Source organism: Paenibacillus sp. J22R56 (genome assembly GCF_056269375.1).
The window spans coordinates 21,660-44,109 of record NZ_JBWDNV010000012.1 but is presented as its reverse complement, the minus strand read 5'-3'; the positions used below and the strand labels follow the sequence as shown (position 1 = coordinate 44,109).

Below are 22,450 nucleotides of genomic sequence, written 5' to 3'. Positions count from 1 at the left end.
CTTCTACCAAATGAGCACATGCTTGCCTGTCAAACGCATTACTGCTTCGATGAAGAAGTAATCGCCGTAAATTATTGGAACCTCTGTATGTCTCTCGCCGTGATAAGCTGCCGTTCCGCCGTTCACGATAGAATCTTCACCTACGTTCCAATTGCAGAAGCGTTCATCCGTCGCACGCAGGATATTAATTGCTGCATGTCGATATAAATCCTGCTCAAGCTCCGGCAGCGCATCGGCGATTTCGAGCAGTCCGCATGCCGCGCATACGCCTGCTGTTGTATCCCATTTCACAGGATCCTTCGGAGAGCGGAAATCAACAACAGGAACAAATCCTGTGGCAGATACGTTAGCGATGAAGTAGTGTGCGATACGTTTTGCTGCGTTCAGGTAACGTTCATCCTTCGTGTAACGGTAGCTTAATGCGAACCCGTATAATGCCCATGCCTGACCTCTCGACCAAGAGGAACCGCTTGCAAAACCTTGACCACCTGGCGTTTCCATTAACTCGCCGTTCTCAGGACTCAGAATTGCTATATGATTGCTAGAACCGTCTTCCCGTATTGCGTGCCGGAGCACTGTATCCGCGTGATCAGTTGCGATATATTGAAACCTTGGGTCGGCTGATTCCTGACTCGCCCAATATAGGAGCGGAATGTTCATCATACTGTCGATAATGATCCAGCCTGTGCAGTCATCATTCCAGGCTCTGATGAATTTGCCCCTCGGATTGAAACGTCCGGCCAGCAGATTGGCTGCGTGCATACCTCTTGTCTTTGCTCTTTCATTTCCAGTAAAGCGATAGTTCGCTACTCCGGAATGCAGCCACATAAACCCAACATCATGATGCAATCCGTCATAGCCGTCAAACGCCGCATCCAGTCTGCGTTCCACACCCTCTGCAGCAGCTTTATATTTGTCTTCCTTCGTTGCTTGATACATGTGCCACAGCATGCCCGGCCAAAAACCGTTTGTCCACCAGAATATGTCACTCTCTCCCATATCCTCGCGGTATACCCCGCCTTCCGGTACATAAGGGATTCGATCACCGATCCGGTCACATTGCGCAGACATCTTAAGCTCGATTTTGTCCCATGTGCTGTCGATCCACTGCTGAATCTTGTCTTTATCCATGCCCATTCTCCTACTCTCTGTCGTTAACATTTCCTCTTGCTAAATTAATTGTAAGCGCATCAAAAAAATGAAAATATCACACTTTTACAAGATTCCTTGTAATTTTCCCGTTCAAACTGCGCAATCGAATGTTCTTCGACCACTGTTGCTCTGGAATTCCTTGATTATATATTTATAAGGTTGGAATCCCAGAGCAAAGGTGGGCGCTACGCTTCTTCAGAATCATTCGATTGCTCCGTTTTCACTTTGTGAGCGAACAAAAAAATGGCTGTACGGTCTTAATCCGTACAGCCATTCAATGATAGTAAATTAAAACCTAACCAAATTTAAGTCGATTAACATGCTCTCCCAGCTCGAAATTGCCGGAGGCGGAATCGTTGATTTTGCGATTGTTGATAAAGAAATTTTGGATTGTGACTCCGTCTATGCAGCGTTCTGCATTGAAACCGCTGAGGCGGGAAATCGCGTTGTCGCTGCCATTGTAATAGATGCCGTCGAATGTTATTTGCTCGATCCGGTTGCCTGGGAACGGATTGTAGTCAGGATTCCAGATGACACGGATATCGATAATCCGCCCGAGTTCAAATGGCTCGATCCGGATGTTACGGTAGGTTACATTCCGCACCGTATTTTTGTCCCCGGCGTTGATCGTCAGGCAGCCCTGATAATTATCCTGAGGTTCATGATGCTCGAGGATATCGATATTTTCGAAAGTGATGTTTTCGATTAGAGTACCTTCTGCATCATAATCCCCATGTGTTCCAATCATCGTTGGATGGGCTACGTCTGCCCAGAACGTTGAATTTCTCACTGTAATGTTGCGTGTGTCACCATAATAGCCCCATCGATGTCCGTAGATGGCGATGCAGTCATCCGAATTGCGCATGAACACGTTATCGATCTCAACGTCGCAGCAGGACATCATATCGATACCATCAGACCAGCCTCGTGTGCTAAATGATTCGAAATTGGAGATTCGGATATGTTGGGATTGCCCAAGATAAACGCTGTAATGCGGCGGATCGATAAAGGATATTCCAGAGATGTCGATATGCTGAGCGTACATCACCCGAACCCCACGGAAGGCAGAAAAGCGTCCAAACTCCGCTAAATAGATCATTCCTCGACCTGAGATTTGCACATTTTCCACCTTATCGCAGACAAAAGATCCGGCTACGTAAGCACCGCCTTCGATGTAGATCTTCTTGTTGGAGGGAAGGTTAATGATGACCTGCTCAATATGATGCATACCAGGTTTGAAATATAACGTATGATAGCGACCCGACGTTAGTTTCTCTTGCAAGTCCTCCACACGATGAATTCGGGGTTCGAGGAATGCAATACCAGGATCGATCGAATCAGGGCGATCCTCCTCCAGCTCTTTCGCAATGAGATGCAGGTTATGGAACCGATCTCCGTTGATCTCGATGGAGAGCTTTTCTGGCTTGGTTAAGATGAACTGGATCGTTTGCTCATCAATTACTTCTGCAGATATGCCCTTTGAGAGAGGACGGATCGCGGCCTCTTTCACCAGTTCCCGGTTACAAAAGATCTTCACCTCAACTTCACCGCTGAAATCAAATTTTAACAGCGATGCTTCCCTGACGTTATGCATATCTACTTTTACAAGTAATACCTCTAGCTCCATCCATTCCCCATCCGGTGTACGTACCTGCACATTAAAATCTTTATTTTTCGGTATTGTGTCTGGAATAGAATACGTTCTCAAATCGTTAACCACTATTTTAGTCAATTGAACATTCCTCCATACAGCCTTATTGCCTATACATTTATTTCTTCATTCTACTCATCCCCATTAGCGTGGACTATCGTAATTTTGCTAGATTTCTTGTAAATAATGACACGCATAGGACAGATGGATTAGGTTGGATCACGAAAACTTAGACAGGCAGACCGATTATTACCGCTGCCGTGGAGAAAGGTCAACAGTTAGCTGTCATTACAGTACCAAGAGATAATTTGATTCTTAGTACAACGATACGTAAAGCCAATCTGCTTAAGCCAATTGAAGAGATTATTGGCAAGCCGATTTTTCAAAACGAAACAACCACTCCCCTTCTGAAACGAAAGTGGTTGTTTGTTATGGTTGTTCATATTTATCTGTGATCACCCATTTCCAATGATCAAGCTTCACCTTCATCTTAATTGGAACTTTGGATGCTCCGTAACCTCTTCCTTCATATGTGTACTGTAGCCAAACCGTACCTTTTAAGAAAGTATGGAAAACATGTCCCATACTTAATTCGAAATAAATCTCATCATCCGCTTCACGATTCGGAAAATCAATAAACTGCAGGAACTTGTTATTTACCGCTTCTGATACACGAAACTCATCAAGCTGAATACCGTCCTTCCCGTTCATATAGATTGAAGTTACCGTTTCTTTCACACTGTGCAGGATCCATATGTAGAAACCCAAATAGACAGCCAGAAAGGCCCAAATCTCTTAAGATAGAAAACAAATAATTCATCACCAGTAGCCCTGTCTACGTAATTGGTTACATCGTACCAATGTCCATAATGACGATCATACTGCTTCATATCGGTTATGTTTGATGTAAATACACTTCCAAGGTGTATGCGGATCAGCATATACCTGCGGATCGTCAATTCTGGGGTTAAGAAGCTAACAACCCACATCATAACTAAAATAATGATAGCTATCCTGGTTATCGTTCGTTTCTGCAGCTTAATATTAACTCACCTCTAAGATCGTAGATTCCATTATAAGGGATTTAATTCTAGTTGTTAGACGACTTAAATACGTGATTAGTTTCGTTCTCATAAAAAAAGCACCAGTTGCTAGAGTTATCCCTACACAACCGATGCCTTATAGAATTTCTAGTACGTTCTTACCCAATCAAAGGCTCTACACACAAATGCGAAGGTATCATGTTCTTCTTCTTTCACCCTAAAGCTTATATCCTCAAGTTGTTCCTCTGAAATATCCTGAATGTTTATTGCTACACGGAATACTCCCTGGAAGCTGCTTATTTTTAGATCTTTAACATCCTCAAAAGTAATGATTACTTTTTGCCCCTCTTCCACTAGCGGAAGTGAACTAAGCGTAATGATTAAGTTATCTGTCAAAATCCCCATTTCATTCTCACAACGTACCAGATTAAAGGATTGTATGTAGCAAAGCTTGTAATGTTTCTGATAAAAACCCTGTATTCTATCAGCCGTATTTTTCATTTAGAGCTCGCCTCCTTGTTTTAAATATACGAGCTTCTATGTACAAATGAAAAGGACCATCACGAAAGATGGCCCTCTAGCACTAATTATCCACTTACCCCTTTACCGCCCCAGCCGTCATTCCTTCAACCAAGAATTTCTGCAGGAATACGAAGATGAGCACAACTGGCAGCACACTCATAACCGAGGATGCCATCATACTGCCCCAATCGGTCTGGTACAACCCTTTAAACAAGCTGATCCCTGGTGTTAACGTTCGGTGCGCCTCATCGTTAATGAACACGAAGCCAAACATGAACTCATTCCACGCATTCAGGAATGCAAACAGCGAGGTAGCAACAAGACTTGGCAGCGAAACCGGCATTAAGATCCGGAAAATAATCCCCACACGGGAGCAGCCGTCGATCTCCGCCGACTCTTCCATCTCATAAGGTATGGTATCGAAAAAGCTTTTCATCATAAACGTACACAGTGGTACGGTGAACGTCGTATAGGCAAGAATTAAAGACATATACGTGTTAATGAGAGACATGTTCTTCATCAACAGATATAACGGAATAAGCAGAAGCACACCCGGAATCATTTGCGACAGCAGCATCGCGATGCTGAACACCTTAACTCCACGGAACCGGACAAATCGGCTTAACGCATACCCCGCAAAGATAGAGATAAGCAGCGAGGCTGCAGTTGTTACGACGGCTATGAACACACTATTTTTGAAGAAAGTCATAAACGCTGAGCCATGAAGAACATTATCGAAATGCTCCCAAGTTGGCTTACTGATCCAGAAGGTAGGATTCACGGTCCGGATTTCCTCATCCGGCTTGAGTGACGTCGCCAGCATCCACAGAAATGGGAAGAGGCAGTAGACTGCAAATCCAACCAGAACAGCATAGGTTAACAACATGAGAATTCTTTGCTTGCCTCGACTTATAAGCACTCCATTACCCTCCTTTTTTTCTGACGCTGAAGAAATAATATAGAATAAATCCGCTGATCATGAAGCCAAGCATCATAGAAGCAAGCGCGGAGGCGTTGCCAAAGTTATATTCCTGCATAGCGTAACGGTAAATCATAATGGGCAGTGTCTCTGACGAATACAGCGGCCCGCCTTCGGTCATGACCCAAATAAAATCGAAATTAATCGCCGTCCAAATAACATGGATGAAAATGATCGTCAGTGATACCGTCTTGAGCTGCGGCAGGATAATATGCCAGAACCGGCGTCTAATCCCGGCACCATCAATGGCAGCCGCTTCCACGATATCCCGAGAAACCGATTGTAAACCAGCCAATAAGCTGATCGTATAGAAAGGAAAGCTTCTCCAGACGTTAACGAACACAACAGTGATCAGAGCTGTGTTTAGTTCGCCAAGCCAATAATAAGGCTCTTTGAGCAGCCCAAGCTTAACGAGCCACAAGTTAATAATGCCGTAATCCGGCGTCAGCATCCATGTCCAGGTCATACCCGCAATAACAATGGGAACAACCCACGGAACGATGATGATCGCACGGAACAACGTTCTTCCTTTAATCGGTTGGTTCAATGCAAGAGCTGAGATTAATCCAAGTACGTATTCTCCGGCCACAGACAGAACCGTCCAAACGACCGTATTCCATAGTGCCGTCTTGAAATATTCGTTATGAATTACTTCTTTATAATTAGCTGATCCCGCGAATCCGCTTAATGCTTTGTTCATCAGGTTCTTGAACTGAAAGCTGTCCACCAGGACGTTAATCAACGGATAGGCATTGAGGACCAGGAAAAACAACAGCGCCGGCAGGACAAATAGATAAGCGAGCCGTTTTATTCTTTTCTCTCTCGTCGTCATTGCAACTTTTGCTGCTCGTTTCACTGGTTCCAGTTCGATCGGTTCCATCTCATTCACCACATTTATTCAGGATATAAGGCTTTTTGGGTAAAAAAAAAGCAAGCATAGGCCACAGAGCTCTCCACTCCGCCGCGTTCCGGCCTATGCCTGCCAGTTCCATTTCAATTGAATTGTAATTAGCTGCCGCTTAACTCGCCGGTTTTCTTCAGGCTTTCATTAATAGCCTGCGAGAGCCACACCGCTACATCTTCCGGCTTATCGTTCTTAAGAGTCGTGCGGGCAAGCGAATCTTCCATTGCTTTTGTAATTCCACCAAGCGATACGGCAGGGAATACAACACCTTGGGATGCCAGAGCCATAAAGTCTTTGCCCCAGCCGCTGTCGCTGACAAGGTCGCTGCGCGGATTTTTACCTGGGTTAACCGCTTGCTGGTAATCCGAGCCCATCAAATAAGATGCAAATTCCCATGCTTGATCCGGCGCATCCGATTTGTACACATACAGAGGTGCAATTTCCATGAAAGTAGCCGGCTGTGCTTTGTATACCGGAGCTGCGACTTTTACGTCCTTCATGCCATCCGGATTTTCACTGCTGCGTCCTTCAATCCATGGGCCGTTAACAACCATCGCGTATTGACCAAGCACAAAGTTCTGGTCTTCTTCTTCCCAGCCCCATGTTTTTGCATCTGCTTTAATCGCTTTTTGCGCTAGCATATCTTGATAGAATTTGAACACTTCAGCCGCTTTGGCCAGTTGATCCGGGTTATCCTGCCATGTGTTCTTGTATTTACCGTCTGCTTGTTTGTCGGCAACGGTTAAGCCATTTTGCGCCAGATACATAATCAATTCCTGCGGAGAACGAACGCCCGCTCCTGCGATACCAAATGCTTCCTTGCCTGTTTTCTCCTTAATTGTTGGTGCCATCGCCAGCAGCTCATCCCAAGTTTTTGGCGGCGCGGTTACACCTGCTGCTTTCAAAATATCCTCATGGTACAGCAGAGCGCGGATACCTAAATAGTTCGGGAGCGCCTTTACTTTACCGTCAACCGTCAAAGCTTCCAGCACATTCGGATAAATGTTGGCTTTGTCTGCCCATTTGTCTACATAAGGAGTTAAGTCTTGAAGCGCATCCATCTTGTTGAACTCACCAAACCACTCGCTAAGACCCCAGCTAAGATCCGGAGCATCACCCGCATTAATCGCAGCTACCAGCTTGTCATGCATGATATCGTACGTGATGACTTGAAGATTTACGTTGATCTCTTCATGAGCATCGTCGAATTCTTTTACTTTCGCTTGAATCGATTTCCCTTCATCTGTGCTTGGGTCAAGGGCAGCCCAGAAATCAAGCGTTACCGGATCTTTTGCTGCTTCAGTATTCTCAGTCTTAGGCGCTTCGCTTGCTGCTCCATTGTTTGCAGCTGCAGATTCTGCTGGCTCATTATTACTGTTGTTGCCACAGGCTGCAAGAGCTGAAGATAAAATCATAATAGCGGCCATTGCGAAAACTCTCTTTTTGGCTAACATGTTGAACCCCTCTCCGTATGACGGAATTTGTTTTGCTTACATCTTTATTCTAAGTCGCTTGTTGACCCGTCGGTATGCCGCGGAATTCATGAACATGTTGAAAATATTAAGATTGAGACTGCCGATATTCGGTTGGTTTCATTCCTGTCGCTTTACGGAACACCTGACTGAAATAACGCTGATCCGAATAACCAACCATCTCAGCCACTTCATAGGCCTTCAACTCACTTGTCATCAGCAGCCGTTTCGCATGCTCCATGCGGAGCGCCGTTACATACTCAACAAAGCTTTCACCTGAAACACTTTTGAAGAGCGAGCAGAAGTAGTTTTTGTTCAAATAAAACCGTGCTGACACTCCCTCAAGCGAGACCGATTTGTAATGGACATCGATGTATTTCTTCACGACTTCAATGAGCTGCTTGCCATTCTTCGTCTTCGTCTCACCAGCAGCCGATTGCAGTCTGCTCTTAATGATCCTGCTCAGCGACTCTTTCACTTGTTCAGTGCGAAGCTCCCTGATACCCGCTCTAGCCTCGTTCATAAGCATGATCGAATCTTCATCGTTCATATGGCTCTCCAGCTTTTCCAGCAGCTCCGATGATGCCTTCTTCCACTCTGCACCACTCATGACTGACACGGACTGCTCACAAAAAGCCTCCTCCAGCTTGGCAAGCAGAACCTCGCCATCCCGAATAGTCCCTGTCCCCAGTAGCATGTCGAGTAGCAGGCCAATTTCTTTCCAGTTGCCGCTTGCTGAACCGCTGTCCGTTATTTTTGCGTTAGCCTGCTTACCATAATAGGCAATATCCTCTTCGTTACCGAAATGAAGCGACTCCAGCGCTTGTACCGCTTCTGTATAGGCCGCAGATAATTTACTAATTCGCTGCTTGGTCGAACTCACTCCAATTCTGGCGTGTGTTCGCAAACAAATTTCCAGAGAATGATGGAGCCTGGAGAGCAGCTGAGGGAAAACACCTGCATGCTTCGATGAATGCGAATAGAGAAAGACGAATTCGGCTGTTTTGTGTAAATACCGGAATACAGGGATTCCTCCAAGCGTCTCTTTCATAATGTTTCTGGCGGCAAAATAAAAGACGGACCGGTCTCCTTTATACCTCTCTTGGACATTCTCCTCCGCAGCAATAAATTTGACGGCGACAACCGAATAACCGCCCTGCGGCAGATCAATCATCAGCTGTTCTGCTCGAACGTACAGTTCATTTTCCTCCAATTGAGAAGAACCAGCTGCTTGTGTAAAAAATTCATCCTGCATTAGAGTAAGCCCCTGATTGAGCACCGCTTTCTCGTTGATGCGATCCGATTGCTTCTTCGATTCTTGTTGAATTTGCTCTACCGCTTTGCCAAGCGCAGTTAATAACTCAGCCTCCTGAACAGGCTTAAGCAAATAATCATAAGCATCCAGTTTAAAAGCGGTACGTGAATATTCGAAATCGCCATAACCACTTAGTACGATCACTTTCGCTTGCTGTCCGGAGGTTTTGAGCCACTCCATAAAGCCAAGTCCATCCATAAGCGGCATTCTAATATCGGTCAAAATCAAATTCGGACGAAGCACCTCCGTCAACTGTCGTGCTTCTTCTCCGTTATAGGCATGCCCAACGATCTCCCAGCCCAGCTCGTCCCATGGGATGATCTTCATGAGCTGCTCATGAATAGCCGTTTCATCATCAACAATGATTACTTTCATTCGGCAGGTGCCTCCTTCCAAGGCAATCGGAATATGACACAAGTTCCTTTTGTCCTCTTGCTGCGTATTCGAATCCCATATTCTTCTCCACAGATCATGCGGATGCGTGAATGAACATTAAACAATCCAATCGAGCTTTCTTCTACACCTGCCGGCGGTTGATCCTTGCTAAGAATCTCTGCAATGCCGCGCTGCTCCATATCGCCCATCCCGATCCCATTATCCAGCGCATATAAATACAAGCAGCCTGCTTCCCGATCAATTCGCGCAGACAACTTGAGCAGCTTCCGGTCCTTATGGCTTGGAATCAGACCATGCTCGACCGCGTTCTCAACAATAGGCTGCAGGATTAGCTTCGGAATCTGAATATTGGCGACCTCTGGCTCAATCTGAATCTGAATACGGAAACTGCCCGGGAAACGCTTGTTAATAATGACAAGATAATTACGGATATGCATAATTTCATCACGGATCCGGACCCATTCATTCTGAATGTTCATGTTATAACGATACATACTGCTAAGTGACCGGCAGATCAGCTTTAGATCCGGCACATTGTTGACCTCCGCGATACCAGCCATCATTTGTAAGGTGTTAAATAAAAAGTGTGGCGAGATTTGTGCTTGCAGCGCTTTAATCTGCGTCTCCTGATTCATCAGCCGGAGCTTCAGATCATGTTCGATGAGCTGCTGTATTTTCTCGGCCATTCGGTTGAACTGGTTGCCCAAGAAACCGATCTCATCACTTGTCCTGACTTCTACCCTCGCATCATAATCACCGATTTGAATCCTCGCCATTTTGCGATGCATATGAACGATTGGCTTCGTCATGTTATAACTGAGCCAGAGCGAAATGGCGATGGCCAGAAGACTTGTTACAACAATGACTAGAATAGCTACATTCCGGTACAAAATCTGCTTCGGATTGATTTCAAACGTATAATGAAGCTGCCAGCCTGATGCTCCTAATTCCGTTTCGATGGCATTCGTACGGCTGGCTTTTGGCTCTGGTACAACCTTTTTCCCAGCTGCTGCCGAATTGGTGTGATAGACCATCAGCCCCGAAGGATCGGTTATGGCTATCTGACCTTTATAGAATGAGTTATAAGATTCTACTAATTGTCGGAATCCCTGCTCCTTCAAGTCAATAACAAGCAGCCCAGTTGGAGCACCACGGTAACGGACTGGATACAAAAATTGAATGATCGGCTCATTATATAGGCTCTTGTAACGGATCAGTGTCTTAGGCTTATCCCCTGCACGCTTGGACTCCATTAAGAGGGAGTGGAAATAGGAGGCATCCATATCCGGATACAGCTTGGGAAAGAAGTTGCCAAGCACTTCCTCATTGGACCGTATAATGTACATGCCTTGTATGTCCTTCACGCGAGATTGATTATAGACAGATAGGAAAAACTCATGAATATCACGTACCGTATCATAAGTGCGGCTATCGGTCAGAAACTCCTTCTTGAGCGCTATGCTCTCTATTAAATCCGGGTTCGAATAAATCTGGTAAGCGGTTTCATCTAGCGAATGCGTAAATTCCTCAATTCGCCCTTTCAGATCCTGATCAACACGGCTGCGGGCGAAATCGATATCCTTCTGGATGTCCTGTGACACTTGATACAGGATAATACCTGACGTAACGGACAAGGGAAGCGCGGTGGTCAGAATCATGGCGAGAAATATTTTCATGCGGATCCGTGTAAACATCAGGGCGCCATCCTCTCTATGGTGCATCTATTGTAGTTGCTTTTATTTTACAGGTTCAAGGGGGATTTGTTAGCAGTAATGTTGAAAATATTCAGATTGAGAAAGTGAAGGGCAGCTGCGCAAGTGAATGTTCTTTCGATCGCCATTGCCGCCGGATTGTTTTGAATTGGTTAGCCCGCTGAGCGGGTACAATCCGGTCGGCAGTACAGAACATTCACTTGCTCCGTTTGCCCACTTTCTCCCTCTGCTAAGAGGGGGGGCGGGCAAAATAAAAAAACCACCATTGGATTGGTGGTTTTAATTATTATTAATTTATTAATATTTCCCCAGCAATAATTTAATTAATATTGAGGGTGTTCGATTTGGGCTCTGATTTCGTTAGCTAACTGTTGATCATGGGCAAGCTGAGGGTGAAGGATAATGCCCTTCGAAAGGATGATTAATCCTTTGCTATAGTAAACCTGCAAATGTAATGCTTCGGCAATTGTACGAAGCGGAACAAATGCGCGGTCATTGCGAATCTCAAACTTGTTCGCCGAATCTTTTAGTTTAAATACTAGATTATGAGACGGCATGCTTTCCAAATATGCATGTTCGATCGTAATTTTTTCCTGCTTCTTGTCATAATTAACGGTAGCCCCTAAAGCATGGGAGATAAAAACCAACGGAACATAAGTTGTGCCTTTTTTGACATAAGGTGCGACTTTAGCATTTGATGAGTCAACCGTTTGCTGCTGACCAAAGACTAATACGTGTGGTTTATTTATAATCAGTCCGATCGAGTTATTCATTAGTTCTGTTACTTCGTCGCGACATCCTACATCTTTTTTATAGAGATCGATATAATCTGTAATAATATCAATGGCTTCTTGCCGAATATCTTGGACCAGGCTTTTATCGGCAAGTACCTTCTCCATATAACAATAACTAAGCGCCATAGCTTCAGACGACCCCTGCGATCTTGCAAGAGAGTTAACCAGAGCTACAGTCATGCTGTTCGGCAAAGCTTCACTGGCTTGTCCAATCCAATTCGTATCCGGGTTCATGTAATGATCGAGCACCTTCAGATACCCAAGTACAAATATTTCATCTCCACGAAGCAGATTAAAGTTAAGTGAGTTTGCTTCCTTTCCATAAATGTCTTTTGCATATTGATTCATAATATCGCGGTCATCCCAACTACTGTAGCTGGAATAGATCGCATTCATCACTGCTGCCTTTTGATCAAGTGGATTTTTCTCTGCTGCTAAAAACTCGGCAATCTCTTTGCTATATCCTGAACGGTGTGCTGCGGCTACAATATCAATATCGAGATAAGCTTGATAAAAGGGAGTCGATGTTATAGGAGAATCAGCAAATGCTTTCTTCTCTCCTAATTGCATGGATAGTAGTAGTAATAGAAATGATAAAAGTACTGCTGTGTTTCGTTTGATCGTTATTTTCATCCTTTCCGCCTCCTAGATCATTTTATTTCCATAATTTACAACCTAGCACCTCCCTAACTCTACCATATGTTGGAACTCATATACTCCTAAAATTTCTCTCATTTACTCTCGTCAACGAGCCACTGTTCGATTTCAGAAATTCGATCTGCATAACGTACTAAAGCATTTATGGTTACTGTAACCTGATCCGTTCCCATCTGCTGTTCTTGCTCGTCTGTGCATTCCAGCCATAATGACCGCTTTAAATTATATTCCAGCCAGCCTAACATTCCTGCGAACCCGGTTTCTAATACCTGATTCCAATTCGCTTGAATGGCTCCGTATTTCATTTTATACCCTCTGACAAAAGCCATGAATCTCTCTTTATCCAGCGTTCCTGTATCATCCTCTGACCAGTAAACTGCGGTTTCAGTCAAGCTTTGCATCGGATGGATATGCCCCGATGCTTCCCAATCAATAAGGATGGGATTGTCTGCGTTCCACATCACATTCTTAGCATCCAAATCTAGATGGCTAATCACCGTATTGGATTCTAGTTGTTTTACTGCATCATTAGCTTTTGCATTCCAGTCGTAAAGCTGTTCTAGATGCTTTAATGGCATATTTCCCCTCAGTGGTTTCAACAGCATACATTCGATGTAAAAGTCCGCCAGTCAGCACCTCAGGTGTACCAACCAATTCACCTAGTTGTAACGTCGCACACAGTTTTTCAAAGTTCAGATTATACTGTCTGTCACTCAATTATTTATCCCTCAATCCATTTAGATAAGTCCATCTTGGCTTGTGATAAGGCTTTTATGCTCGAATCGTGTGGAGAGAACAACGTTAGTTAATGAAAATCCAAATGTATTACAAGTTTCAAGAAAGGCTTCTAACGTTTCGCTAGTTTCGGTAATAACCTTTAATAGGTAATTATATTCCCCACTCGTTCTGTAGAAATCGACGATCTCTGGAGCAGCTTCGACGAAGACTTCAAACTCTTTGCAGTTATTTGATTTAAAAAGAACAAAGGCGGTCGTATATTTGCCCAGTTTAGAAGGGGAAATCTCCGCTCGATAGCCTGTTATAACCCCCTGCTCCTCCAGCTTCCGAAGTCGTTCCGTTACCGCAGGCTGTGACATTGCAATTATTCGGCTCATCTCGGAAATCGTAATCCTGGCGTTATCGTGAAGGATTGATAATATTTTGTAATCAATGTGATCCATGTACTAAGCACCTCAAATTTATAAGTATAGGTCGGGTAACAACGATAGAATTAAGTTTTCAAGCACCAAACGCCTTCATATTCCCATTCAAATTGTAAGTCGATTCCAATAAAATGTCACTAATAACCAATGAAGGGGATTGAGGACGATGAAAAACATAATAAATGACGAAAGCAGAACAACGGCGGGGGTAAACTTTTTCAAGACTGGTGATGGTATTCGGATTGCGTATCGAATCGATGGCTCAGCAGGTAAACCGGTACTGATGCTTGGGAACTCCATTGCCACTTCGATGAGCATGTGGGATGGCCAGCTAGCAGAATTATCTTTGCACTTCCGAGTCCTTCGCTATGATTATCGGGGGCACGGCGACTCGGATACACCTGACGGTCCATATTCTTTCGACAGACTAGGGCGGGATGTAATCGAATTACTTGATGCACTTGACATTGATCATGTACACTTTCTTGGTCTGTCGCTTGGTGGTGTTATCGGACAATGGCTTGGTATCTACGTTCCAGAGCGGATTGACCGGCTAATCTTAAGCAATACTTCCTCTTACCTCGGGCCGGCTGATCAATGGGAGAGTTTAATCACCTCTGTACTTCAACCGGGGAAACTACCTGAGTTCGCCGATATGTTCATGAACAATTGGTTCCCTTTGCATATGCTCGAGTCAGATAATGCGCTCGTCGCATCATTCCGAGAAACGGTACTCGCTACTCGCCCACAGGGAATTGCAGGCAGCTGGGCTGCGATCCGCGACATGGATATGCGCCGTACAGCGGCACTAATTAACAGTCCCACTCTTGTCATTGCCGGCCAGTATGATACCGTAACTCTTCCAAGCCACAGCGAATTACTTGCCGAGACAGTACCAAATGCAAAGCTCGTTATACTTCCTTCCGTTCATCTCTCCAATGTGGAGTACCAAGCCGAATTCCTAGGGGCTGTGCTCGAATTCCTTCAAACGAAATAAAGAAATCCGATCCGTATGAGAAAGGAGCAGTCTGCTGTGGCAATCTGCTCCTTTTATGTATCATTATGATTTCAGCAGTCTAAAAAGTTAGATCGCAATTTCCATCTGAATTTTTGGATGGTATTCGTAATTTTTTAAAACGAAATCATTTATAGTAAAGTCATCAAACCTTTTTATTTCAGGATTGATCCAAAGTTCAGGAGCTGGATAGGGATGACGATCGACCTGTTCCCTTAAAGGATCTACGTGTCTTTCGTAAATATGTGCATCATTAATATTGAACGTAAGAGATCCTAGGTTGTATCCCGTTACTTGAGCTATCATTCGTTGTAAAACGTAATATTGGAAGACATTAAATGGATTACCTAATCCGATATCATTTGATCTAGCATTAACCACTAAATGAAGCGTCCCTTGCTTAATGAGCCATTGGTTATTCCAAACACACGGATATAACTCCATTTGATCCAGGTCATCGATGTTCCAAAGTGAAATGACATGTCTTCTTGATGCTGGATTATTTATGAGTTGATCGATTAGATTATGAACTTGATTTGTGATTTTTCCGTTTATCATAATGGGTTTTCCTAACTGATAACCATACGCCTTCCCAATATGATTATTCGTATTCGTCCACTCTTTCCATATCTTCACTTTGTTGTCATCCAAATAGGTACAATCACTTGTTCTCTTTACATAGAACCATAGCAATTCATGAATAGCCGATTTCCATGGCACTCTTTTTGTTGTAAGAATTGGCACTTCTGAGTTATCAAATATTAACTGCTTTGAAATTAGACTTTTTGTATAGGCTGGGGAACCATCTGCCCATGTTGTTCTAACATCCAAATCTTTGTCCCAGTACCCATGTTCAAGAATATCATTTACTAATTCACTATAAATCCAATCAGCCTTTCCCATCTTTGAGCCCCCAAATCAATTTTTATCTGCGTTTTCTATTCAGCTATTACGGAACGTAATTCGACTGGGATGACGGGGTCTTTCACACTTAATCCCTCATACACCCACTGTCTTGATTTATCCATTCCGTAATGAGCAATAATGGTCTGTTCGGCCTCTGATCTCCACTTGCTATCACCAATAAAAGCAGTTATCTTCACGTCTAACTTTTCTTTCCGTTTCGTCATCGTCACTTCACTGTCATCAATAATCAACGTAGACAATAGAAATTTCTCATCATTCCCCTTTGCGATACCTAAATATATATTATGAGCAGACCCTTCAACATCTTGGATCACTTCATCAGAAGTAATCATCGTCGGCTCACTATTATTACCACACGCTGCTAATCCAAGAAGCATGAACAGTAGAAGGCAAGACGTACCAATTATTTTCCTCAAAAGTTTAAACTCCTTAATTACCAGATTGAACTGAATGCAAACATAATTTCATCTTCACAAACTAATTCATTGCTTACCGCGGCGATGCCCTTTCCTTTAAAAATTTGTCCCTTTACTCGAGTCACTTCGAATACAAGATGGAGTTGATCTCCCGGTTTCAAGTTCCAAAATTCGATCAACCAATTCGTGTCATAGTTTCCCCCTTGTATTCATTTAACGCTAAATCCACTAGGGAGGTTGCGCATATTTTGCATACTATACCAATTATTAGTTTGTTATTTTCCATTTTATCGTGAGTGCGCCTTGTGCCTGATCACCGCTAACGACGATGCTAACTGTTGATGGCACCTCTACTTGATAGGTGATCAAATCTCCACTATCAGTGGTATTGCTAGTGTAATTGCCTCCCGTTGCATCTAAGTATGTGCCATAGCCGCCTCCATTCGTGACCTTCCAATCTATATGATAGGATAATGTTTGCCCCTTTTCGAGGGTAATTGGAATCTTTTTCTGCCCATTAAAAAAAGAGAATTCCGCATGATAACCATCTATGGTTCTCGTCTCTGACCACCGCTTAACTTCTGTGAAATCAGACACAGATACATAGACCGCAACGACTAGAAGCATTGTAGCTGCAACTGCTTTGTAAAGCCGCCATCTGCGAAATAAGTAAGTCGCAACAAGAAACGCAAGCGAACAAGTCACTCCACACAGCCCAGCGATTAGACTCAACATCCACTGATTTGGAAACCAGAACAAAAAAGGAACATACCCTCCTAGTATATAAAGCAGCACCATGATCATCTTTTTGTACGGGTCTGGTTTACAATTGTATAGCGCCATGTCCACCAACACAGAAAACAAGATGGCATAACCATAGATATATTGCCACAATGGTAATTCGTGAGTTAGCTGAGACATCTGATAAGCATCAAAACCGCCGACTATAACGAGAAATCCAAGAAAAACAAGTCCTGCTGCCGCTATTTTTGAGGTCGCATAAGCTGCAGCCGCCGTCCATCTTTGCATCATAATAATCCCCCTCTTTAGTTTCCTTACTTCTAAGTTATCAGCACGCTGATCTGCCAAACAGTTCTAACTTTTTTAGAACCCTGCTTGTAGAGCGCAATAAAAAAGGAAGCAGCTGCCGTGGCAGCTGCTTCCTTTGATTACAACCTTGTCTTACGTTAGTTATATAACGATGCTCCGTTCGTCAACCTCAGGACTTAATCCTTACTATAGCCAAAAAACATCATTTCCCCTTCATCATTCTTTGCAATTCTATACGGATGAATCTGATCCGAATATCTACGGGCAAATAATCCTTCGCCTACGGGGTAAATCTCGATATGATGGTTTCCTGCAAATCTCGTAAAATATAGTTTCTGATTAATAAGTTCAATCTGGATCTTATCCTTCAAATAAGTTCCGCAATATGGTTTAAGCATATTTTCGCTAATCGGAATCTCTTTATGTTTAGCAGGAGCCTCTACCTCAACCTGATGTAAAATATCTGAAATCGCGTTACCGAGCCTATATTGATTGCTCTCTTCATTATTAGAAAGAATAATGATACAAATATCTTCGTCATAATAATGCTGCATGTAGGTGGCCACCCCGAGATGATCTCCCCCATGGGAATACTTGTCCGTTCCGTACATATGATGATGCTCCAAGCCATAGCAGTAATGGTTGCTATTCTCTTGGAAGAACCTCGTATACGTTTCCGTTGATAAAAGCTTACGATCCCGCAGACAGTTGTACCATTTCAATAAATCCTCGCAGTTAGATACGATAGCGCCTGCACCAATACTGAACTTTTCGTTATGATAGGGAATTTTGACGGTGGAATTAAAGTCTTTCGTATAATTACTTGCCCTATTCTTAATTAGTTTGCTGCTATCATCAACAACACTGTTCCACATATGCAGGGGAGCAAAGATATGATTGTGAATGTAATCCTCAAACTTTTCTCCGGATACGTGTTCAATGATCCATGCAAGCAGATTATAGTTGGAGTTGTTGTAATCGAATACCTCTCCTGCTGGTTTTACAGGCTGTTTACTGATGTATTGCTCATAATAATCATGTCGGGAGTATTCCAATCTGTTGTACTGATCAAAAAAGTCATTTTCAAAATTATAAAAGTTATACAATCCGGAAGTATGAGACAGTAAATGATGAACGGTAATTGATTCATTGATCTGCATATCTGATGGAAGGTACAACTGTGCAGATTTATCTAGGTCAATTAATCCTTTATCGTATAGAAGCATTATGGCAAAGGCCGTAAACTGTTTGGATATGGAAGCAAGAGCGAAGCAGGAATGAATATCATTTTTTATTCCCCACTCCAAATTTGCATAGCCATACGATTGTTCAAACAACACTTCGCCTCTTTTAATCACCTGAACAACACCAAAGACATCCCACAATTCCATATAGCTGCTAATATATTGTTCCAGCTTCTGATTGACAGACAACACGTTGATCTCACCTCTGCATTATATTTTCCACTTAAACCATCGGCCGTGACCTTCTGTTTCAGCAAGTGTGATCTTATGTTCTATACCATTAAAATAATAATCGAGATGAAGGTCCATATCCCACATATTGTTATAAAGGTGAAACACATCTCTTTGTTTACCAAGCGCCTCGATATATTCACTCAGTTGAATCTTCGTTTCAGTTGGAATTTGATTAGCAACATGCGTATGAAAGAAGCGCCACTCCGTCTCCCTCCATTAATTCAACTTGGTATCTCGTTAAACATTCAGCAGCTGCTTGGAAATAAGCAATTCTTTCTTTATATTCCGGTAGCTGTATTTATCCCAGAGCAGCTGTAACCCTGCACTTGTACCAATTTCTATAAGGGATAACGGCTTTCGTGTGAGCCTATGAATATAGCAAAAACTAGGATACAAATAAGCGCAGCGTCGTACTTCATTCGTCTGGACCAGCTTGGTTTCCAGGATAGGAATAATCTCATTCTCAGTTGCCCTGGCTTCGAATGAGCGGCAAGCTCTAGAAGCCAGGGTTCATTAGCAATATGACGTGCCAAGTGTTCATATAGACGACTTGAATCCTTGCATTCTCTTTCTGCAAAAAGTTTAAATCGATCGGAAAGTCCATGGAGATCCATAACACACACCACCTTTTCCAGATAGTGGTATGATATCATGTTTGGTTGATAAACAATGCTTTAATGTTTTTATCTGATTTATAGATATTGTTTATCAAACTTTAGGTTTGTTCCAAGAATCCTTTAATGGTACGATCCGATTAAACACAATGTAATCACTATCACTATTCTCTTCCTTCCTATCGACGCAAAAATATCCATGACGTAAGAACTGAAATTTTTCCTCGGGGCGGGCATGTTCAACCCATGCTTCCATAAGAACATCCTTTTTTCGTACCAATGATTCAGGATTCAGCTTTGTTGTCCAATCTTCACTATCTTTCGGAATGTCTTCATCTAAGAGCAATTTCTCGTAAAGATTAACTTCCGCCTTCATACAATGGTTTGCCGAGATCCAATGAATCGTCCCCTTCACTTTACGCCCAGTGAATCCTGATCCACTCTTTGTAGCAGGATCGTAGGTACAACGCAGCTCAATAATCTCACCTGTATCGGGATCCTTCATTACTTCTTCGCACCTGATAAAATAAGCTCCTTTAAGCCTTACCTCACCATTTGGACTAAGCCGGTGAAATCCTTTGACTGGCTCCTCCATAAAATCGTCCCGTTCGATAAAAATCGTTCTTGAGAAAGGAACCTCTCTCTTCCCCAGAGCCTCGTTTTCGCTGTTGTTTTCAATCGATAACAACTCTACTTCCTCTTCCGGGTAGTTCGTAATGACAACCTTTAAAGGCTGCATAACAGCCATGATGCTGACCGTTTTCCCTTTCAGATCCTGCCTGACAAAATGGTCCAGCAGCGAAATGTCTACGGTACTTTGCGTTCGGATACTCCCGATTTCCTCAATAAAGCTACGTATGCTTTCTGAGGTGTATCCTCTTCGTCTTAAGCCTCGAATGGTTGGAAGTCTAGGATCATCCCAGCCATCAACGTAACCGCCTTCCACCAGCTGCCTCAAAAAACGTTTACTCGTTACTACGCCTGTTAAGCTTAGACGGCCAAACTCTCTTTGCCGTGGAGGCTCTGCGATCTCCAACTCATTTAGTACCCATTCGTACAAGGGACGGTGATCTTTAAATTCAATGGAACATAAAGAATAGGTGATCCCTTCAATCGCATCTTGTATCGGATGGGCAAAATCGTACATCGGATAAATGCACCAATCATGCTTGGTTCTGTAATGTTCGGCGTAAATAATCCGATATAAAACCGGATCTCGCAGATTCATATTCGGCGAGGCCATATTTATTTTTGCGCGTAAAACCTTGGATCCAGCTGGAAAAGCTCCATTTTTCATATGCTCAAACAGCTCCAGATTTTCCTCTACCGAACGATCCCGATAAGGACTGTTACGCCCTAGCTCCGTTAATGTCCCGCGATACTCTGATAATTCGTCAGGAGTTAGATCACAAACATAAGCTTTACCTTGCTCAATTAACGAGATTGCTGTCTTGTAGATCACGTCTGCGTAATCCGATCCATAGTAAATGTGATTTTTCGGATCGTATCCAAGCCATTTGATGTCCTCAATAATCGCTTTCACAAACTCGATATTTTCCTTAAGGGGATTGGTATCATCAAACCGTAAATGAAAAGCACCGTTATAGTGTTCAACAATCGAATAATTCATATGGATCGCATAGGCGCTCCCGATATGAAGATAACCATTAGGCTCAGGTGGAAACCGTGTACACATTTCCCTGCTGAAAGGCTTTTGCTCCAGCTCCTCATTGATAAGTCTAAACATGTGGTGATCCGCTTGATCCATTGCATATTCCTCCTTAAAAAAGGATCACATACTTCTCGCTTATTGTGATGATTTTTGCTTCGAAAGCATTAACTTTTTTGGAATAGAAACAACTGAGACTCAGAAACAAAACAAAAAAAACTTCACCTCCAAGACAGTTATGTCTTGGGGACGAAGTTTCGCGGTGCCACCCCAGTTTATTAATATGTCGCCATATTAAACTCTTCAAGTACGGCATTGCTTGCAATGCTTATACTCTAGCCCTGTAACGGGAGCACCCGTCATGCTATCACCAGTGAAGGATCCAGCATGCTGCTCAGAGACTTGGTTCGGGGAAAGGTTCTCTGCTCCTTCTCAGCGGCCGGAGCTCTCTGTATGAGTACGCTACTCCCTTACTCTTCTCTTCATTGCTTTTGAATAGTTGATTATTATAATACGAATAATTCCCTTTTTTGTAAATGATATTCCGCTCATAGCCTAGCCTTCTGGTAGAAGCTCGATCTCAAATGGTTCATTGCGGTTACAGATCAGTACGCCATCAACGACGTCAAGTCTGGCAGCCTGGATGGAAGAACGTCGGCTTTCATATCTGCCTTCCATTCCCTCTTGATTAAGCTCCTCTTTCCTTCCCGGATGGGTGAAATAGAAAATATAAGCTTGTTCCCCTTGCACAACGACGTCGGCATGCAAGCCAATCGTACCATCATCCTCGCGTGTACCCGGCTGATCCAAAATGAGACCGTTCCGCTCCCATGAATCCAGGTTGTCTGAACGGAATACTCCCTGCCCTCTCCATTCGTCCACGATCATCCAGTAAGAGCCTTTGAACCAGAACACATTTGGCCCTTCATGGCCACGCTCCGTAATGACCGGTCCAACAACCTCCCAATGGTACAGGTCTTTGCTATCTGCCGCGTAAGTATGTGACTGGTTCGCTTCATCCTTGTACCACATACGAAAGCCGCCGCCAGGCAGCTCATGAATGCAGGCATCGATTACCCGATTCGAGCTCAGTTCAAGCTTGGAACAGAACGTCCAATTCAGCAAGTTTGGACTCGTATAATGCATCATATCGCGCTTATGGCCCGCCCAAGTAGTTGGTACTCCCTGTATATAGCTGACGTACATATGGTACAATCCGTCATGCCAATAAATCTCCGGCGCCCAGAATGTATTGCGCCCCCATTCGATATCTAGCCCGGGCAGCGTGCCGCGGTAAAGCCAGCTTTTACCGCCGTCGCGGGAAGAAGCAACACCAAGATCCGTACCATGCACCCAGGCGAATTTTTCTCCTTCTGCTGTCGCTCTGCGGTTGGTATAGATCATCCACCATTCCTGTGCTTCCCTGTTCCATACAACGACTGGATCAGCCGCGCCGTCAAATATCGGATCCCTGAATAAGGGTGCCCTCATCCTTTTCATCCTCTCTATGTTCAAGCTCAA

19 protein-coding genes, 1 pseudogene and 1 other annotated feature are annotated in these 22,450 nt (G+C 43.6%); of the genes and pseudogenes, 1 reads left to right on the top strand and 19 read right to left on the bottom strand.

Annotated features, from left to right (window positions below; genetic code table 11):
• Positions 1–3: 3 nt before the first annotated feature.
• From AC0YNT_RS26295 to AC0YNT_RS26240, 12 genes are all read right to left on the bottom strand, one after another.
• Positions 4–1,131, bottom strand: coding sequence for a glycoside hydrolase family 88 protein (locus tag AC0YNT_RS26295; protein ID WP_475807274.1), 1,128 nt, complete (start codon positions 1,129–1,131; stop codon positions 4–6).
• A 316-nt stretch (positions 1,132–1,447) separates the two neighbouring features.
• Positions 1,448–2,884: a glycosyl hydrolase family 28 protein gene (locus tag AC0YNT_RS26290; protein WP_475807273.1), complete on the bottom strand. Its 1,437-nt coding sequence runs from the start codon at positions 2,882–2,884 to the stop codon at positions 1,448–1,450.
• Between the two features lie 348 nt (positions 2,885–3,232).
• Positions 3,233–3,541 carry a hypothetical protein gene (locus AC0YNT_RS26285; protein ID WP_475807272.1) on the bottom strand — a complete coding sequence of 103 codons (309 nt, stop codon included), beginning with the start codon at positions 3,539–3,541 and terminating at the stop codon, positions 3,233–3,235.
• A gap of 452 nt (positions 3,542–3,993) precedes the next feature.
• The gene (locus AC0YNT_RS26280; protein ID WP_475807271.1) at positions 3,994–4,347 is read right to left on the bottom strand and encodes a hypothetical protein; all 354 of its coding nucleotides are present in this window, start codon (positions 4,345–4,347) and stop codon (positions 3,994–3,996) included.
• A 94-nt stretch (positions 4,348–4,441) separates the two neighbouring features.
• A complete protein-coding gene (locus tag AC0YNT_RS26275; RefSeq protein ID WP_475807270.1) occupies positions 4,442–5,287 on the bottom strand; it encodes a carbohydrate ABC transporter permease in 846 nt (281 codons plus the stop codon).
• A 4-nt stretch (positions 5,288–5,291) separates the two neighbouring features.
• A complete protein-coding gene (locus tag AC0YNT_RS26270; protein ID WP_475807269.1) occupies positions 5,292–6,227 on the bottom strand; it encodes a carbohydrate ABC transporter permease in 936 nt (311 codons plus the stop codon).
• Positions 6,228–6,355: 128 nt separating this feature from the next.
• Positions 6,356–7,705 (bottom strand): ABC transporter substrate-binding protein, encoded by a 1,350-nt coding sequence (locus AC0YNT_RS26265; RefSeq protein ID WP_475807268.1) that lies wholly within the window; start codon positions 7,703–7,705, stop codon positions 6,356–6,358.
• A 106-nt stretch (positions 7,706–7,811) separates the two neighbouring features.
• Positions 7,812–9,413: a response regulator gene (locus tag AC0YNT_RS26260; protein WP_475807267.1), complete on the bottom strand. Its 1,602-nt coding sequence runs from the start codon at positions 9,411–9,413 to the stop codon at positions 7,812–7,814.
• Positions 9,410–11,128, bottom strand: coding sequence for a cache domain-containing sensor histidine kinase (locus tag AC0YNT_RS26255; RefSeq protein WP_475807266.1), 1,719 nt, complete (start codon positions 11,126–11,128; stop codon positions 9,410–9,412). The genes AC0YNT_RS26260 and AC0YNT_RS26255 overlap by 4 nt, the downstream gene beginning before the upstream one ends.
• A 341-nt stretch (positions 11,129–11,469) precedes the next feature.
• Positions 11,470–12,573 (bottom strand): stalk domain-containing protein, encoded by a 1,104-nt coding sequence (locus AC0YNT_RS26250; RefSeq protein WP_475807265.1) that lies wholly within the window; start codon positions 12,571–12,573, stop codon positions 11,470–11,472.
• A gap of 98 nt (positions 12,574–12,671) precedes the next feature.
• The gene (locus AC0YNT_RS26245) at positions 12,672–13,175 is read right to left on the bottom strand and encodes a phosphotransferase (RefSeq protein WP_475807264.1); all 504 of its coding nucleotides are present in this window, start codon (positions 13,173–13,175) and stop codon (positions 12,672–12,674) included.
• Between the two features lie 159 nt (positions 13,176–13,334).
• Positions 13,335–13,778 carry an Lrp/AsnC family transcriptional regulator gene (locus tag AC0YNT_RS26240; protein ID WP_475807263.1) on the bottom strand — a complete coding sequence of 148 codons (444 nt, stop codon included), beginning with the start codon at positions 13,776–13,778 and terminating at the stop codon, positions 13,335–13,337.
• 148 nt (positions 13,779–13,926) lie between these two features.
• On the opposite strand from AC0YNT_RS26240, the gene AC0YNT_RS26235 reads away from it, so the two are divergent.
• The gene (locus AC0YNT_RS26235; RefSeq protein WP_475807262.1) at positions 13,927–14,757 is read left to right on the top strand and encodes an alpha/beta fold hydrolase; all 831 of its coding nucleotides are present in this window, start codon (positions 13,927–13,929) and stop codon (positions 14,755–14,757) included.
• Between the two features lie 87 nt (positions 14,758–14,844).
• Here AC0YNT_RS26235 and thyA read toward each other — a convergent pair whose 3' ends face one another.
• The 7 genes and pseudogenes from thyA to AC0YNT_RS26200 all read right to left on the bottom strand — a co-directional run bounded on the left by thyA (position 14,845) and on the right by AC0YNT_RS26200 (position 22,420).
• The gene (gene thyA, locus AC0YNT_RS26230) at positions 14,845–15,678 is read right to left on the bottom strand and encodes a thymidylate synthase (protein ID WP_475807261.1); all 834 of its coding nucleotides are present in this window, start codon (positions 15,676–15,678) and stop codon (positions 14,845–14,847) included.
• Positions 15,679–15,713: 35 nt separating this feature from the next.
• Positions 15,714–16,118 carry a hypothetical protein gene (locus tag AC0YNT_RS26225; RefSeq protein WP_475807260.1) on the bottom strand — a complete coding sequence of 135 codons (405 nt, stop codon included), beginning with the start codon at positions 16,116–16,118 and terminating at the stop codon, positions 15,714–15,716.
• 267 nt (positions 16,119–16,385) lie between these two features.
• Positions 16,386–17,150, bottom strand: coding sequence for a hypothetical protein (locus AC0YNT_RS26220; protein ID WP_475807259.1), 765 nt, complete (start codon positions 17,148–17,150; stop codon positions 16,386–16,388).
• A 194-nt stretch (positions 17,151–17,344) separates the two neighbouring features.
• On the bottom strand, positions 17,345–18,604 hold the full coding sequence (locus AC0YNT_RS26215; protein WP_475807258.1) for a serine hydrolase domain-containing protein: 1,260 nt from the start codon (positions 18,602–18,604) through the stop codon (positions 17,345–17,347).
• 18 nt (positions 18,605–18,622) lie between these two features.
• Positions 18,623–19,260, bottom strand: a pseudogene (locus AC0YNT_RS26210) (DUF2332 domain-containing protein).
• Between the two features lie 94 nt (positions 19,261–19,354).
• Positions 19,355–21,028 carry a glutamine--tRNA ligase/YqeY domain fusion protein gene (locus AC0YNT_RS26205; RefSeq protein WP_475807257.1) on the bottom strand — a complete coding sequence of 558 codons (1,674 nt, stop codon included), beginning with the start codon at positions 21,026–21,028 and terminating at the stop codon, positions 19,355–19,357.
• A gap of 143 nt (positions 21,029–21,171) precedes the next feature.
• Positions 21,172–21,424: a binding site (T-box leader), on the bottom strand.
• Between the two features lie 60 nt (positions 21,425–21,484).
• Complete coding sequence (locus tag AC0YNT_RS26200; RefSeq protein ID WP_475807256.1) at positions 21,485–22,420, bottom strand: glycosyl hydrolase; 936 nt, start codon at positions 22,418–22,420, stop codon at positions 21,485–21,487.
• Positions 22,421–22,450: the final 30 nt, after the last annotated feature.